This is a genomic window from Methylobacterium sp. J-092 (assembly GCF_022829325.1).
In the GTDB taxonomy this organism is placed as follows: domain Bacteria; phylum Pseudomonadota; class Alphaproteobacteria; order Rhizobiales; family Beijerinckiaceae; genus Methylobacterium.
In genome coordinates, this window is the sequence record NZ_JAKSXU010000115.1 from 16,659 (window position 1) to 31,769 (window position 15,111).

The window sequence follows — 15,111 nt, forward strand, 5'->3', positions numbered from 1 at the left end:
CGACGCGCCTTGCATGAGTGCTGGGCAAGCCCGCCGCAGAGGGGGCACGCTGTTCGACGGTTCGGGGTTGGGGAATGACAATGCGGGCGCTTCGCGGAAGCCTGATCGCCTCGGTGGCATTGCTGCCGGGTGCAGCCTACGCACAGAGTTCGGTGACGCTGTCGGAGATCAGCGTCGTGGCGACGACCCCGGTCGGCGGGTCGGGCTCGGGCAGCACGCTGGCCGCCCCGCCGCTCGGCGCGACCCCGGTCGTGTCGCCGAGCGCGGCGCCGCTCTCCTCCGCCGGCCTGCCGCGCCTGCGCGGCGGCGAGCAGCCGCTCTACAAGATCCCGAGCACGGTCGAGACCGTCACGGCGGCCGACCTCGACATCGATCGCGGCACCTTCAACGCGGTGGCCACGCTGGCGCGGCGCACGCCCGGCCTCAACCTGTCGGATTCGCAGGGCAACTCCAACCGCACCGACGTGAACTACCGCGGCTTCACCGCCTCGCCGGTGCAGGGCGTGCCGCAGGGCCTGGCCGTCTACCAGAACGGCGTGCGCATCAACGAGGCCTTCGGCGACACCGTCCAGTTCGACCTGATCCCGCCGACGGCGATCCAGCGCATCGACATCGTCACCGGCAACCCGGTGTTCGGCCTCAACGCCATCGGCGGCGCGGTCAACATCCAGATGAAGAACGGCTTCACCTGGCAGGGCACGGAGGTCACCGCGCTCGGCGGCTCGGACGGCCGCATCGCCGGCTCGCTCGAGTACGGCAAGGTGATCGGGCCGTGGAGCTTCTACTTCAACGGCGACGGCCTCAACGACCGCGGATGGCGCTACGAGAGCCCGTCGACGATCGGGCGCCTCTACACCGACCTCGGCTACCGCACCCTCGATTCCGAGTTCCACCTGATCGGCAACTTCGCGCGGACCTTCTTCGGCGCGGCCGCCGCGACCCCGGTGGACTTCACCCATGTCGACCCGCGGGCGATCTTCACCTTCCCGCAGACCACCACGACCGAGATGGGCACCATGCAGGTGACCGGCCGCGTCGACATCTCGCCGACCTGGGATCTCGCCGGAAACGCCTATTTCCGCCGCTTCAGCAACACCTACGTCGACGGCAACGACGGCAACTTCGAGAACTGCAGCCGCCAGTCGAGCAACCGCGGCTTCCTCTGCTTCGAGGATGACGGCTTCGCCCAGGCGCCGGGACAGTCCAATCTCGCCTTCCGCAACCAGTTCACCATCCTCGGCGCCAACAACCGGCGCATCCCCTTCACCCCGAACGTGCCCTACGGCACGCTGGACGTGACCAAGACCGAGGCGACGAGCTACGGCGGCTCGCTCCAGGCGGCCAACCGCGACAAGATCTTCGGCTTCGGCAACAGCTTCGTCGTCGGCGGCAGCATCGACGTCGCCGACTTCAGCTTCAAGTCGTCGAGCACGCTGGGCGTCATCAACCCGGATCTGCGGGTGACCACCGATCCGAACAACCCGTACTACGGCACCATCCCCGGCCTCGGCACGACGCAGCTGCGGACCGCGGCCGCGCTCGGCATCGCGCCCTCGAACGTCATCGGCTCGAACCTCTACATGGGCCTCTATGCGACGGACACGTTCGACGTGACCGACGCGCTGTCGCTCACCGCCGGGGCGCGCCTGAACTTCGCCCGCCTCACGACGACCGACCAGACCGGCTTCTCGCCGGACGTGAACGGGACCTACTACTACAACAAGATCAACCCGGTGGCGGGCCTGACCTACCGCTTCACCCCGGGCCTGTCGCTCTACGGCGGCTACTCGGAATCGAACCGCGCGCCGACGCCGCTCGAGACCGCCTGCTCCAACCCGGACCGGCCCTGCCTGCTGCCGAACTCGCTCGTCGCCGACCCGCCGCTCAAGCAGGTCACCGCACAGACCTACGAGGTCGGCATCCGCGGCCAGATCCCGAACGTCTACGAGGGCGGCCTCGTGACCTACAAGGTCGGCGCCTTCCGCACCGATCTCGCCAACGACATCATCCAGCTCGCGACCCCCGGCAACGCGGCGCGCGGCTACTTCGTCAACGTGCCGGCGACCCAGCGGCAGGGCATCGAGGTCGCGGCCGACTACACCCGCGGCGACCTCTCGGTCTACGCCAACTACGCCCTGATCGACGCCACCTTCCAGTTCAACGGAACCCTGTCCTCGCCCAACAACCCCCTGGCCGACGACGGCGCCATCGCCGTGACCCGCGGCAACCAGGTGCCGCTGATCCCCAACCACCAGTTCAAGGTCGGCTTCGACTACCTCGTCCTACCGGGCTGGCGCTTCGGCATGAACCTCCAGGCCTTCTCCTCCGCCTATTATCGCGGCGACGAGTCGAACCTGAACCCGAAGCTGCCGGCCTACCTCGTGCTCGGCCTCAACACCACCTACCAAGTCACGCCGAACCTTCAGGTTTTCGGCCTGATCACCAACCTGACCAACAACCGCTACGCCAACTTCGGCACCTTCGCCGAGCGTGGGCCCGTCGCCGGCAACCTCACCATCAACGATCCGCGCACGACGACGCTGGCGCAGCCGCTCTCGATCTACGGCGGCATCCGCTACGCCTTCGGCCCCGATCCGGTCCCGATGGCGGAGCCGATCATCCGCAAGTACTGACCGCGCGGATCGATTGCCCCGCGGGCCCGGGAGGAGGGGGCGTGGACCGGGAGGTCCGCGCCCCCTTCGCGTTCGGCGGGGCGCGTGCGGGCCTGCGGCCTCACGCCACCGGAACACGGTCGCGCTTCGTCGCTTGCCCCCTGCAACCGAAACGACGCGGGCCACTCGCCCGCGCGAAAAGCTTCAGGGAGTTCTCATGCGATTGGTCCACGCGGTCTCGGCCGCCCTCCTCCTCGTCTCCGCGGCGCCCGCCTTCGCGAGCTCCTGCTCCGAGGAGATCGCGACGCTGGAGCGGCGCCTCGACAGCGCCGGCGCGGAAAAGGTGACCGGCAAGGAGCCGGTGGGCGGCACGACCTCGTCGAATTCCGACAAGGCGCTGTCCGCGCCGCCCGGGGGCAAGCCCAGCGACCCGTCGACGACCTCCACCGCCGGCGGCGTTAAGGAGGCTCGCGACCTCGTCGAGAAGGCGCGCGGCGAGGACAAGGCTGGCAAGGCCGATGCCTGCCGCGACACCATCATGAAGGCCAAGGAGAAGGCCGGCGCGCTGCCGTAGCCGCTTCGCCGCGTCCGCAACGAACGGTCAGGGCGGCTCTCGCGAGCCGCCCTGTCTTCGTTTTCCGGGTCCCGCCTGCCCCGGCCCGGTCAGTACGCGTTCTCGGTCCTGAAGAGGGCGAACGGCGTGGTCAGCAGGATCTGGAGATCGAACAGCACCGACCAGTTCTCGATGTAGTACAGGTCGTGCTCGACCCGGCGCTGGAGCTTCTCGCTGGTGTCGGTCTCGCCGCGCCAGCCGTTGACCTGGGCCCAGCCGGTGATGCCGGGCTTGACCTTGTGGCGGGCGAAGTAGCCGTCGACGACCTGGTCGTAGAGCGTGTTGGCGGCCTTCGCCTGCAGCGCGTGCGGACGGGGGCCGACGAGGGAGAGGTCGCCCTTGATCACGTTGAAGAGCTGCGGCAGCTCGTCGAGCGAGGTCTTGCGGATGAACCGGCCGACCGGGGTCACGCGCGCATCGCCCTTGGTCACCATCCTCGCCGCGGTGGCGTCGCAGGCGTCGACGTACATCGAGCGGAACTTGAACACGTCGATCAGCTCGTTGTTGAAGCCGTGGCGCTTCTGCCGGAAGAACACCGGGCCGCGCGAGGTCAGCTTCACCGCGAGCGCGACGCCGATCATCACCGGGGCGAGCGCGGCCAGCATCAGCAGGCCGACCGCGCGGTCGAACACCGTCTTCATCACCACGTCCCAGTCGGCGATCGGGCGGTCGAACACGTCGAGCACCGGCACCGAGCCGAGATAGGAGTAGCTGCGCGGGCGCAGGCGCAGCTTCGTCGCGTGCGCCGAGAGGCGGATGTCGATCGGCAGGACCCAGAGCTTCGAGAGCATCTGCAGGATGCGCCCCTCGGCCGAGATCGGGATCGTGAACACGATCAGGTCGAGGCGCGTGGCGCGGGCGTAGGCGACGAGGTCGCTGACGGTGCCGAGCTTTGGGTATCCCGCGACCACGTCGGTGGAGCGGTCGTCGTTGCGGTCGTCGAACACGCCGACGATGCGGATGCCGCCCTCGCTCTGCGTCTCGAGGGCGGCGATGAGCTCCTCGGCGGCCTTGCCGCCGCCGACGATCGCGGTGCGCCGGTCGAAACGGCCATTCCGGGTCTGCGCCACGATCACGCGCGACAGGACGAACCGGCCGGTCAGCAGCAGGCCGAGGCCGCCGGCGAAGTAGGCGGCCAGCCACAGGCGGGAGTAATGGTCGGCGACCTTGGCCAGCACGAGGCCGGTCGCCACCAGGAGGAAGGCGAGCATCCAGCCGGCCGAGATCTTGATCGCGGTCTTGAAGAAGGTGCGGAACGCGCCGATCCGGTAGGTGCCGGCGGCCTGGAAGGCGGCGATCGCCAGGGCGGCCACCGCGACGACCGCCCCGGCATAGGTCAGCCCGAACGGAACCACGCCGCGCAGCAGCGTCAGGTGCAGACCCGCGCCGAGGCAGCCGATCAGGACGAACTCCGCCGCCCGCACCAGCCCTGCGATCACCACCGGCGAGATCGCCTGGGCCGGGAGGACGGAGACCGTCTCGGCCAGCGGCGCCGCCTGCGGCGCGGGCTCGGCGAAGCGGGCCGCCGCGGTCTCGCCGTGTCCGGCGACCTTCAGAAGATCACGGACGTCGAAGGCACTCATCGGTCGCTTCCCAGCAGTCCAGCGGGCTAGTTCCTGCCGGGAAGTGTCTCAAACCGACCTATCGGATTACTTAAAGCTGCAGGCGCCGCCGCCGTCCTTCTGCGCGCCCGCGACGGACGGGAATCACGTTCGTGCGAGGGTCCGGGGCTCAGGCGGCCCCGACGCGGGCCGGCTCGGCGGATGCCGCGGGGCGGCGGGCCCGGAAGGCGGCGGCGTAGCCCGAGAGCACGTCGGCGCCCATCCGCTCCATCGAGAAGCGCTGGCGCACCGAGTCGCTCAAGGTCCGGAACCGGGCGACGCGGCTCTCGGGCGCCTCGTCGAGGACGCGGGCGATCGCCCGCTGCAGCGCGACCGGATCGCGGGCCGGGACGAGATCGCCCGCGGCCGAGCCGAAGATCTCGGGGATGCCGCCGACATCGGTGGCGACCAGCGGCTGGGCGGCCGCGGCGGCCTCGAGCACCACGTAGGGGAGGGACTCGGCAAAGGACGGCACCACCATGATCCGTCCGCGGGCGAGGACGGAGCGGATCGCCTGGGCCGGCTCGAAGGCGATGGCGCCGGCGAGGCCGAGGGCTTCGGCCTTGGCCTGGAGCTGCCCGGCATCCGGGCCCGAGCCGACCATCAACAGCCGGACCCGGCGGCCCTCGGCGCGCAGAAGCGCCAGGGCCTGAAGCAGGATCGGCAGCCCCTTGGCGTCGCGCAGCTCGCCCACGTAGAGCAGGTCGAACGGGTCGGCCGCCGGCGTCACGGGCGCGAACTCGGCCTCGCTCAGGCCGTTGTGGACGATGCGGCTGACGCGGCCGTGGGTGCCGACATAGGCGCGGTGGCGCCCGGCGACGTACTCGCTCTCGAACAGGAACACGTCGGTCCGGCGGGCGAGGAGACCCTCGGCGCCCATGTAGACCCGGTGCAGCAGGCTGCCGGGCCGGTAATTGTAGCTGCCGCCATGCGGGGTGTAGGCGCGGATCACGGGCCGACCGCGGGGAACGTGGGCGAGGCGGGCGTAGACGCCGCCCTTGGCGCCGTGCCCGTGCAGCACGTCGGCGGCTGCGGCGTCGGCGCGGGCCGCCACCGCGCGCAGGCAGGCGAGGTCGGACGGGTGCGGGTTGCGCCGCATCGGGATCCGGGTGACGCCGAGGGCGAGGCAGGGCGCGAGATCGGCCAGCGCCCGGACGGCGCGCTCGCCGCCGGTGGTCGCGTCGCACACGATCCCGACGCGGTGGCCGGCCGCGGCCTGGAGCCGTGCGAGGTCGACCACGTGGCGGAACAGGCCGCCGACGGGCGCGCGGAACACGTGCAGGATGCGGCGGGGCTCGGCATCCGAAGGGCTGACGGACGGGGTCACGGCGGACGTCTCCAGGCCGGCGCGTTCGGCCGGCCTCGCCTGCGTGCCATGCCGGCCCTGTCCAGCCGGTTAAGCGCGGGTGCCGGCCCGAATCGGCCGGGCCGCAGCGCCGCCTTTTCCCGATGCGAGGGTCAACGGTCGCCTAACGCGCCGGCTTCCATCCCCTTCGCACGAGCGGGCGCCTCAGAAGAACCGCTCCTTGATGACGATCGTGTCGCCGGGGCGCACGGGATAGGTCATCGGCACGATGCCCGAGACCAGTCCCTCGCGGCCGGCCTCGTTGGTCGGCTCGAGGCCGGGGCCGGAGGCGGCGCCGCCCTTGCCCTCGCGGGTGAGCACGGCGTAGTCGCGCGCCGCCCGCGGGCCGAACCCGGCGGCGATCGCCACCGCGGTCTCGACGGTCATGCCGTTGACGAAGGGATACTGCCCCGAGGTGGTGACCTCGCCCAGGATGTAGAACGGGCGGTAGGCGTCGACCTCGACGGTGACGTGCGGCTCGCGCACGAAGCCGGCGGCGAGCTTGGCCTCGATGGTGCGCGCGGCCTGCCCCGTGGTCTGCCCGCCGATCTGGACGACGCCGATCAGCGGCATCGCGATGCGGCCGCCGCCGTCGACCGCGTAGATGTTGGACAGGTTGTCCTGCCCGAACACGATGACGCGGAGCTTGTCGCCGGCCGCGAGCGGGTAGCGCGCGCCGATCGAGCCGGTGCCGGTGGCGTCGAGCTGGGCGGTCCGGTAGTCCGGCCGCAGGCAGCCGCCGAGCCCGAGGCTGGCGGCGAGGACGAGGAGGAGTACGCGTCGGTTCATCACCACAGCCGTCGTGATTGCCTGATCGGTCGTGGCGTAATCCGTTAAGGTTAAGAAATGCTGTCGCCCCGCGTCGGAGCAGTCCGCATCGGGCCGGCCTTAACTCTCAGGCAACCTTAACAGGTTCTATTGATCTCACGTGTTGATGCGCGGGCACAGTCGCGGCCCGGCATCGCCAAGAGATCGTGCCATGTCCCGAATCGCCCCGCGCGCGGCCGCCTTCAGCGAGAGGCCGGCCTTCGCCGAAAGGCCGGCCCCGGCCGACGGCATCAGCCTGGCCCAGGTTCCCGCGCTGCTGCGCCGGTCCTGGCACTGGATCGCGGTGCCGACGCTGGTCGTCGCGGGGCTGTCGACGGTGTTCGTCCAGGTGGTCTCGCCGCGCTACACCGGCGAGGCCAAGCTGCTGCTGGAGAGCCGCGAGGCCGCCTTCGCCCGCACCGCCACCGAGCGCGCCGAGCAGGTCCCGCCGATCGACGAGCAGGCGGTGGCGAGCCAGGTCCAGGTGATGATGTCGCGCGACCTCGCCCGCGAGGCGATCCGCCGGCTGAACCTCGTCGGCAACCCGGAATTCGATCCGAGCGCCGGCACCATCGGCCCGGTCCAGCGCACCCTGATGATGCTCGGGCTCGCCAAGAACCCCCTCGACCGTCCGGCCGAGGACCGGGTGCTGGAAGCCTATTTCGAGCGGCTGCTGGTCTTCCCGGCGGGCAAGTCGCGCATCCTCTCGGTCGAGTTCCGCGCGAAGGACGCGGAGCTGGCGGCCAAGGGCGCCAACACCGTCGCCGAGCTCTACATCGCGGCCCTGGAGGCGGCCAAGGTCGACACCGCGCGCTACGCCTCGACCTGGCTCGGCGGCAACATCGACAGCCTGCGCAAGCGCGTCGCCGAGGCCGAGGCGCGGGTCGAGGCCTACCGCGCAGGCAACGGCCTCGTCGGCTCCACCGGCGCCACCGGCCAGCCGCTCAACGCCCAGCAGCTCGGCGAGCTCTCGAGCCAGCTGTCGCAGGCCCGCATCCTGAAGGCGGATCTCGCCGGCCGGGCGAAGGCCGTCAAGGAGATGATCAAGGACGGGCGCGCCTTCGAGATCCCGGACGTCGCCAACAACGAGGTGATCCGGCGCACCGTCGAGAACCGCATCACGATCCGCGGGCAGCTCGCCCTGGAATCGCGCACGCTGCTGCCGGCGCATCCGCGCATCAAGGAGCTGACCGCGCAGCTCCAGGATCTCGACGCCCAGATCAAGGCCTCGGCCGAGCGCGTCGGGCGCACCCTGGAGAACGACGCCAAGATCGCGGCCTCCCGCGTCGAGAGCCTGCAGGCGGCGGTCGACGGCCAGCGCGACGTGGTGGTCAAGGGCAACACCAGCGAGATCCAGCTGCGCGCCCTCGAGCGCGAGGCCAAGGTCCAGCGCGAGCAGCTCGAATCCTACCTGTCGCGCTACCGCGAGGCCGCCGCCCGCGACGGCGAGAGCGCGACGCCGGCCGACGCGCGCATCATCTCGCGGGCGGTGACGCCGGAGATCCCGTCCTTCCCCAAGAAGCTGCCGATCGTCGCCTTCGCCACCCTGCTGACGCTGATGCTCGCCGCCGGCGCGGTCATCGCCCGCCACCTCCTGTCCGATCCGACCGGCGGCGGGCGGCGCGAGCGCGAGGCGGTGGCGGCCGATGCGCACGCCACGGCCGAGCGGCCCGAGCGCTTCGCCTTCCCCGAGGCCGTCCCCCCCGCCCACTGGGCCGCGGCCGAGATCGCGCCGCGCGCCGCGGCGCCGCGCTTTGCCGACCCTGCCTTTCCCGAGCCGGCATCGGCCGGGCGCGCGTCGGCCCATTCCGCGTCGGCCGAAGCGCCGGCCGAGGAGGCCGAAGCCGCGCCCGAACCCGTCCTGCCCGTCGCCGCGACGCCCGAGCCGGCGCCGCCCCGCGCCGCGGCGTTCGATCTCGCGCCGCTGATCGCCCGCCTCGAAGCCGGTCCGCGTGCCGGCAGCGGGCGCACCCTCCTCGTCGTCGAGACCGCGGGCCCCGGCCGGCCTGCAGCAGGCCCGAGCCTCGTCGAGGCGATCGAGGCGGCGCTCTCGGGCCGGGCCTCCGCGCTCTCGGTCGACCTGAACGGACCGGCCTCCGACGCCGACGCGCCGGGCCTGACGGATCTCGTCGCCGGGGAGGCCGCCTTCCTCGACGTGATCCAGGCCGAACGCGGCTCCGGGCTGCACCGGATCGCCGCCGGCTCGCTGGAGACCGAGGTGCTGCTCGAGGAGCCAGACGCGGTGGCGATCACCGTCGAGGCGATGGCCGAGGCCTACGACTGGGTGGTCTGCCGCCTGCGGGCGGAGCCGGGCGCGCACGCCCTGCTCCCCGCCCTCGGCGGCCTGATGGACAGCGTGATCATCGCCTCGAACGCGGCCCTCGACGATCCCGATCTCGGCGACCTGTTCGCCAGCGCCGAGGATTCCGGCGCGGGCCAGGTCCTCGTCGCCCAGGACCGGCCGGCTCAGGCCCGCGCCGTCCGCACCGAGCCGATGGCGCTGCGCCTGTCGGCGGCGTGACCGGAGCCCCGCCGTCTCCGTGCGGAGACGGCGAGGCCTCGAGCCGCTTCAACCGCCCTTCATCCGCCGCAGGCGCCGGACGAGGGCGAACAGGCGCGGGTCGCGCTTGATCCGGCGCTTGAGCCGGGTGAGACGCGTCGCCACGAACCCGTAGGCGTGGCCGCGCAGCGTCACCGGCAGCGTCGCCTCCACCAGCGGGATGGTCTCGTCGCAGACGCTCGCCTTGTAGCGGGCCTCGCCGACGCCGAGGTCGAAGGCGCGGCGCCCCTGCGCGGCCTGGTCGCGCACGAGGTGGTGGAGCAGCAGGTCGCCGGGGCTGAAGCGGGCGATCTCGGGGTCGGCGTCGAACGCCGTCATCATGCCGCTGTAGCGCGCCCCGTCGACCGCCCCGCCGAAGGTCGCGAGCACGCGGCCGGTCGCCTCCAGCACCAGTGCGTGGATCTCGACCGCCGGGTTCTCGCCCGCGGTGGCCGCCGTGAGGAAGGCGCGGATCGCGGGGTCGGCATAAGGGTCGGCGATGCCCATCGCGGCGAAGCGTGCCGCCTTCTGAGCGTAGAAGGCCGACAGGAACCGCGCGGCCTCGGCGCCGTCGGCGGCCTTGCGGTAGGCGAGGGCGCCGTGCGCCTCGACGAGGCGCTTCTCCTTGGAGCGCAGCTTCTTGCGCGCGTCGGCGCTGAAGGCGCGCTTGAGCGTCGATTCGGGATCGGGCCCGAGCATCATTCCGTAGCCGTCGCTCGGCGCCGCCTCGCCGCGGATCGCCAGCGGGTTGACCGCCCCGTCCCAGGTGCGGGGCTGGTGCCCGAGCGCGTAGACGTCGATGCCGGCGGCGCGCCCGACCAGGCCGAGCGCCGCGATCACGTCCTCGGCCGGCACCGCGGCGGCGTCGCGGGCGGCGAAGAGCGGCAGGTGGTAGTTGGCGTGGTCGCCGCCGAGCGTCCGGGCGATCGCGATCCCGCGGTGGCGCTCGACCGCCAGCGGCAGCAGGATGCGCGGCCGGCCGGCGGCATCGCGCAGGACGACGATCCGCAGCGCGCCGGGGGCGACGGCTGCGCCGGCATAGGCGCGGACCCAGGCGAAGCGCTGGTAGGGCGTGGCGAGGCAGGCGGGGTCGGCCTCGAGCCCGCGCCACAGCGCCTCGACGGCATCGAGATCGGTGAAGACCTCGGCGGTGAGGCCGGATCGGGCGCCCGCGCGGGCCATGATCGCTCCTGCGAGATCCCGGTTCATCGGACCGCGTGCCAGAACCGTCATCGCCCATCCCTCGCGCCGGCCTCTCGCGGAGGCGGCAAACCATCGGTCTCGGGCGCCAGTTCTCGTGCGCACGCTCCTAAGCCGGGGTGTACGGCGCGGTGCGATCGAAGCATCGGCGCCGCCCAAGCGACGACGTGGCTAACGCATGGTTGCGACGCGCCTCGGGTCCCGGGATCGCCGGCGAAACCTCAGCCTTTGTTTACATCGAGGCGGGACAAGGAACGGGCGACGCGGCGCGCGGCATCGCCTGCGACGTCCCGCTTCTGCTTCATCGATCTTGCCCCATCGAGGCGGTGCCATGCTGTCGTCCCGAAACCGCCACCGGCTGTTCGAGGCCGGGTTCCGGGCCGTCTCGGCGACGGGGGCCGACCGCTGGCTCGCGCCGGCCGCCTGCGGCCTCGGGGTGATCCTCACCTTCCACCATGTCAGCCCGGAGGCGCCGGGTCCCTACGCGCCGAACCGCCTGCTCTCGATCACGCCGGACTTCCTCGACGCGACGCTGCGCGAGCTCGACGCCCGCGGCTTCGAGGTCGTCGGCCTCGACGAGGTGCCCGAGCGCCTCGCCGCCGCGCGCTACCGGCCGCCCTTCGCGGTGCTGACCTTCGACGACGGCTACCGCGACAACGTCGAGCACGCCCTGCCGGTGCTGCGCCGCCACGGCGTGCCGTGGACGCTGTTCGTCACCAGCGACTTCGCCGACCAGACCGGGCGGCTGTGGTGGATCGAGCTGGAGCGGGCGATCGGCCGGCTGGAGCGGGTCCGCGTCGCGATCGGCACGCGGACGGTCGACCTGCCGGCGCGCAGCCCGCAGGAGAAGGCGCTCGCCTTCGAGGCGGTCTACCGCGACCTGCGCAGCGGCTCGGAAGCGCGGCTGCTCGACGGGATCGCGGCTTTGTGCCGGGAGGCGGGCATCGCCCCCGGCGCGGTCGCCGCCGAGCTCTGCCTGCCGTGGGACGACCTCAGGGCGCTGGGCCGGGACCCGGCGGTGACCTTCGGCGCGCACACGCGCAGCCATCCGATGCTGGCCAAGCACGCGGCCGAGGCGGCGCTCCGCGAGATCGGCGAGGGTCGCGACCGGCTGGCGGCGGAGCTGACGCGGCCGGTGCGGCACCTGTCCTATCCGGTCGGTGATCCGACGTCGGCCGGCGCGCGGGAATTCGCGCTCGCCCGCGACCTCGGCTTCGAGACCGCGGTGACGACGCGGCCGGGCCACCTCTTCCCCGACCATGCCGGCCACCTGCACGCCCTGCCGCGGGTCTCGGTCAACGGCTGCCACCAGTCGCGGGCGGCGCTGGCCGGCCTGCTCTCGGGCGTGCCCTTCCTCGCCTGGAACCGCGGCCGACGCCTCAACGTGGCGTGAGCCCGGCGGACGCGGTCACCGCCGCCGGCGGCGGTGCCGGTAGGACCGGCCCTCGCTGCTGCCCGCGGTGAACACCGCGCTCTGGCGGCCGCGGCGGACGCGGTAGCGCCCGCGCCGGCTGCCGCGGGCCTCCTCGGCCGGCTCGTCGGCCTGGGTCGCGACCGCCGCCGTCGCGGGCAGGGCGGGCGCGGGCGGGGTCTCGCCCGCCGCGTAGCCGCCGGCGACGTTCTTGGCCGCCGGCCCGAACATCGCCAGGCACTGGTTGTAGGCGAGGTCGTTCTTCAGGCGCTCGCACTCGCCGACCGAACGCGGTGTCCCCTGGGCCAGGGCGGTGCCGCCGAGCCACAGGAGGAGCAACCCGGCGAGGGCAGGGGACGGTTTCGGGAGGGGCATGAAGGACATCTGCGAGCGAAGCGGCGCGGTTCGGCCGCTTCTCGCCCCCGAGTGCGGCGAAAACGCGGGCGCCGTCAGCGGTCCGGTCGTTCCATCCACTTGATCAGCGGCATCAGCGGGAAGATCCAGGCGATGCCGAGGATGCTGTAGAGCACGGTCTGGAGCAGGGCCGGCGCCTCGGCGATGCGGCTGTCGGCCAGCGCCATCGCCAGCGGCGCGTAGACGATGACGAAGGCCAGGATCCCGATCGTCCCGATCAGGGTGCGGGTGCGGCGGCGCATGCGATTCCCTTGATGCTCGCCCCGGGGGGTAGCGCCGGCGGCCGGCGATGGCAACGCGTCGGATCGGCGCCGTCAGGGCGATTGCTGAAAGCGATCGCCCTTGTTTTCAGCTGGCCTCAATCGCCGGCGCCCGCCTCCGCGGGCTTGGGCTTTCGCTTCGCTCGACGGTCTCCAGGACATTCGTCCTGAAGACCCCGCTCCGCGCGGCGCCCTTCGCGCCGTGAAGCCGCCCCGGGCGGCTTCACGCGATCGCCCTGTCGACGCCGTCCCGCCGCGGTCCGCGCGCGTGCGGCAACGCCGGACGTTGCCGCGGGCGCCGGCTTTGCCTAACCCGGTGGCGCCCTGTCACCGATCCGAGCGACGACGCCCCGATGAGGCCTGCCGAATCCCCGCGCCGCGAAGGCGCCGTCCGCACGTGGCTCTACCTGCTCGCCGCCCTCGTCGTCGCGATGGTGGCGGTCGGCGGCGCGACGCGCCTGACCGGGTCCGGCCTGTCGATCACCGAGTGGCGCCCCGTGACCGGCGTGGTGCCGCCGCTCTCGGCCGCCGACTGGGCGACCGAGTTCGAGAAGTACCGCGACACGCCGCAATACCGCATCCTCAACCAGGGCCTGGGCCTGTCCGACTTCAAGGTGCTGTATTTCTGGGAATGGGGGCACCGCCTGCTCGGTCGGATCGTCGGCCTGGTGTTCTTCCTGCCGCTGATCGCGTTCTGGTGGCGCGGCATGCTGAGCCGGCGCCTCGGCCTCGGCCTGCTGACGCTCGGCATCCTCGGGGGCGCGCAGGGCGCGATCGGCTGGATCATGGTGGCCTCGGGGCTGCAACCCGGCATGACCGCCGTGGCGCCGATCAAGCTCGCCCTGCACCTCACCATGGCCAGCCTGATCCTGGCGGGCCTCGTCTGGCTCGCCGCCGGCGAGCGCAGCGAAAGCGTCGCCCCGGCCCGACCCCGCCTGCGCGCGGTCGCGCTCGCCCTGCCGGCGCTGGTGCTGGCGCAGATCTTCCTCGGCGGCCTGGTCGCCGGCTCCCATGCCGGTCTCGTCCACAACACCTGGCCGACCATGGACGGCGCCCTGATCCCGCCGGCCGAGACGCTGTTCTCGGTCAGGCCCTGGATCGAGAACTTCGTCGACAACGTCACCCTGGTCCAGCTCAACCACCGGCTGACCGCCTACCTGCTCCTCGCCGTCGCCCTCGCGCACGCGGTCGACGCGCGGGTCGCCGCCCCGGGCAGCGCGGTCGCGCGGCGCGCCACCGGCGTCGCCGGGCTCGCCTTGGCCCAGGCCGGGCTCGGCATCGCGACGTTGCTGATGGCCGTGCCGCTCTGGGCGGCCCTGGCGCACCAGGTGCTGGCGATGGCCGTCCTGGTGATGGCGACCGTCCATGCGCGCCTGAGCCGCGGCCTCGTGCGCGCGACGCGCACGACCGGCCCGGCGATCGCCCCGTTCGGCTTCGAGGCGCTCGCCGGACGCGGCGCCTAACGGTGGCTCGGAGGCCCGCTTCCCCGATTCAGGATGAATGTTGAGCCTGATCGGTGGAAAAGTCGGGACGGCTCGGCGCTGCGTGGTCTGCCGGTGGAACGAGTGTCATCGAAACGGCTTAGCCTCGATGCGTTGCAGGAGGCTGTGATGTTCCTGGCCGAAGACGGACGACCGGTTGGTCTCACCTGGCACTATACGCCGCGCGAGATCGTCGCCGACGGGGTGGTCCACGGCCTCGGGGTGCTCCTCGGCCTCGCCGGGGCGGTGGCCCTGGTGTCGATGGCGCTGACGGAGCATCTCGGCACGTCCGAGCGGGTCGCGGTGGCGGTCTACGCCACCGCCCTGGTCTCGATGCTGGCGGTCTCGGCGACCTACAACCTCTACCCGGTCGGCCCGCGCAAATGGCTGCTGCGCCGCGCCGACCACGCGCTGATCTACCTGATGATCGCCGGCACCTACACGCCGCTCGTCGCCCTGGTCGGGACCGGGCCGACGGCGTGGGCGCTCCTCGCCTTCGTGTGGATCGTGGCCGGGATCGGCATCGCGGTGAAGCTGCTGCTGCCCGGCCGCTTCGACCGGCTGTCGATCGGCCTCTACCTGCTCCTCGGCTGGTGCGGCCTGTTCGCCTACGAATCGGTGATCGCGGCGCTGCAGCCGACCGCTTTGTGGATGCTCGCGATCGGCGGCCTGCTCTACTCGGTCGGGGTGATCTTCCACGTCTGGCGCAAGCTTCCGTTCCAGAACGCGATCTGGCACGCCTTCGTGCTCGCGGCCGCCGCCTGCCATTACGGCACGGTCTGGGCGAGCCTGACCGGCGCCGCGGTCAGCTGATCCTCCGCGAATGAC

The 15,111-nt window shown here is 72.3% G+C and carries 12 protein-coding genes; 6 read left to right on the forward strand and 6 right to left on the reverse strand.

All coding sequences use genetic code 11. The annotated features are described in order from the left end of the window. Positions 1–80: 80 nt before the first annotated feature. Both MKK60_RS13245 and MKK60_RS13250 read left to right on the forward strand, forming a co-directional pair. Positions 81–2,633 carry a TonB-dependent receptor domain-containing protein gene (locus MKK60_RS13245; RefSeq protein ID WP_405042853.1) on the forward strand — a complete coding sequence of 851 codons (2,553 nt, stop codon included), beginning with the start codon at positions 81–83 and terminating at the stop codon, positions 2,631–2,633. A 196-nt stretch (positions 2,634–2,829) separates the two neighbouring features. Beyond that, the gene (locus tag MKK60_RS13250; protein WP_147728714.1) at positions 2,830–3,186 is read left to right on the forward strand and encodes a hypothetical protein; all 357 of its coding nucleotides are present in this window, start codon (positions 2,830–2,832) and stop codon (positions 3,184–3,186) included. 89 nt (positions 3,187–3,275) lie between these two features. Here the strand turns inward: MKK60_RS13250 and MKK60_RS13255 are convergent, their stop codons facing one another. The 3 genes from MKK60_RS13255 to MKK60_RS13265 form a co-directional block, all read right to left on the reverse strand. Further along, the gene (locus MKK60_RS13255) at positions 3,276–4,808 is read right to left on the reverse strand and encodes an undecaprenyl-phosphate glucose phosphotransferase (protein ID WP_147728715.1); all 1,533 of its coding nucleotides are present in this window, start codon (positions 4,806–4,808) and stop codon (positions 3,276–3,278) included. 148 nt (positions 4,809–4,956) lie between these two features. Continuing rightward, positions 4,957–6,153: a glycosyltransferase family 4 protein gene (locus MKK60_RS13260; RefSeq protein WP_243986418.1), complete on the reverse strand. Its 1,197-nt coding sequence runs from the start codon at positions 6,151–6,153 to the stop codon at positions 4,957–4,959. Positions 6,154–6,336: 183 nt separating this feature from the next. Next, positions 6,337–6,960 (reverse strand): polysaccharide biosynthesis/export family protein, encoded by a 624-nt coding sequence (locus MKK60_RS13265; protein ID WP_147729466.1) that lies wholly within the window; start codon positions 6,958–6,960, stop codon positions 6,337–6,339. 190 nt (positions 6,961–7,150) lie between these two features. Between MKK60_RS13265 and MKK60_RS13270 the strand changes: the two genes are divergently transcribed. Next, positions 7,151–9,499, forward strand: a complete 2,349-nt coding sequence (locus MKK60_RS13270) for a GumC family protein (protein WP_243986420.1) — start codon at positions 7,151–7,153, stop codon at positions 9,497–9,499. A 48-nt stretch (positions 9,500–9,547) separates the two neighbouring features. Here the strand turns inward: MKK60_RS13270 and MKK60_RS13275 are convergent, their stop codons facing one another. After that, positions 9,548–10,699, reverse strand: a complete 1,152-nt coding sequence (locus tag MKK60_RS13275) for a GNAT family N-acetyltransferase (RefSeq protein WP_243986422.1) — start codon at positions 10,697–10,699, stop codon at positions 9,548–9,550. A gap of 349 nt (positions 10,700–11,048) precedes the next feature. Between MKK60_RS13275 and MKK60_RS13280 the strand changes: the two genes are divergently transcribed. After that, a complete protein-coding gene (locus tag MKK60_RS13280; RefSeq protein ID WP_243986432.1) occupies positions 11,049–12,110 on the forward strand; it encodes a polysaccharide deacetylase family protein in 1,062 nt (353 codons plus the stop codon). A 15-nt stretch (positions 12,111–12,125) separates the two neighbouring features. On the opposite strand, the gene MKK60_RS13285 is transcribed toward MKK60_RS13280, so the two are convergent. Next, a complete protein-coding gene (locus MKK60_RS13285) occupies positions 12,126–12,503 on the reverse strand; it encodes a hypothetical protein (RefSeq protein ID WP_147858710.1) in 378 nt (125 codons plus the stop codon). Between the two features lie 74 nt (positions 12,504–12,577). Next, positions 12,578–12,784, reverse strand: coding sequence for a DUF2842 domain-containing protein (locus MKK60_RS13290; RefSeq protein ID WP_147729767.1), 207 nt, complete (start codon positions 12,782–12,784; stop codon positions 12,578–12,580). A 371-nt stretch (positions 12,785–13,155) separates the two neighbouring features. Between MKK60_RS13290 and MKK60_RS13295 the strand changes: the two genes are divergently transcribed. Next, positions 13,156–14,265, forward strand: a complete 1,110-nt coding sequence (locus tag MKK60_RS13295) for a COX15/CtaA family protein (RefSeq protein ID WP_243986434.1) — start codon at positions 13,156–13,158, stop codon at positions 14,263–14,265. A 147-nt stretch (positions 14,266–14,412) separates the two neighbouring features. After that, a complete protein-coding gene (trhA, locus tag MKK60_RS13300) occupies positions 14,413–15,096 on the forward strand; it encodes a PAQR family membrane homeostasis protein TrhA (protein WP_243986443.1) in 684 nt (227 codons plus the stop codon). Positions 15,097–15,111 lie beyond the last annotated feature (15 nt).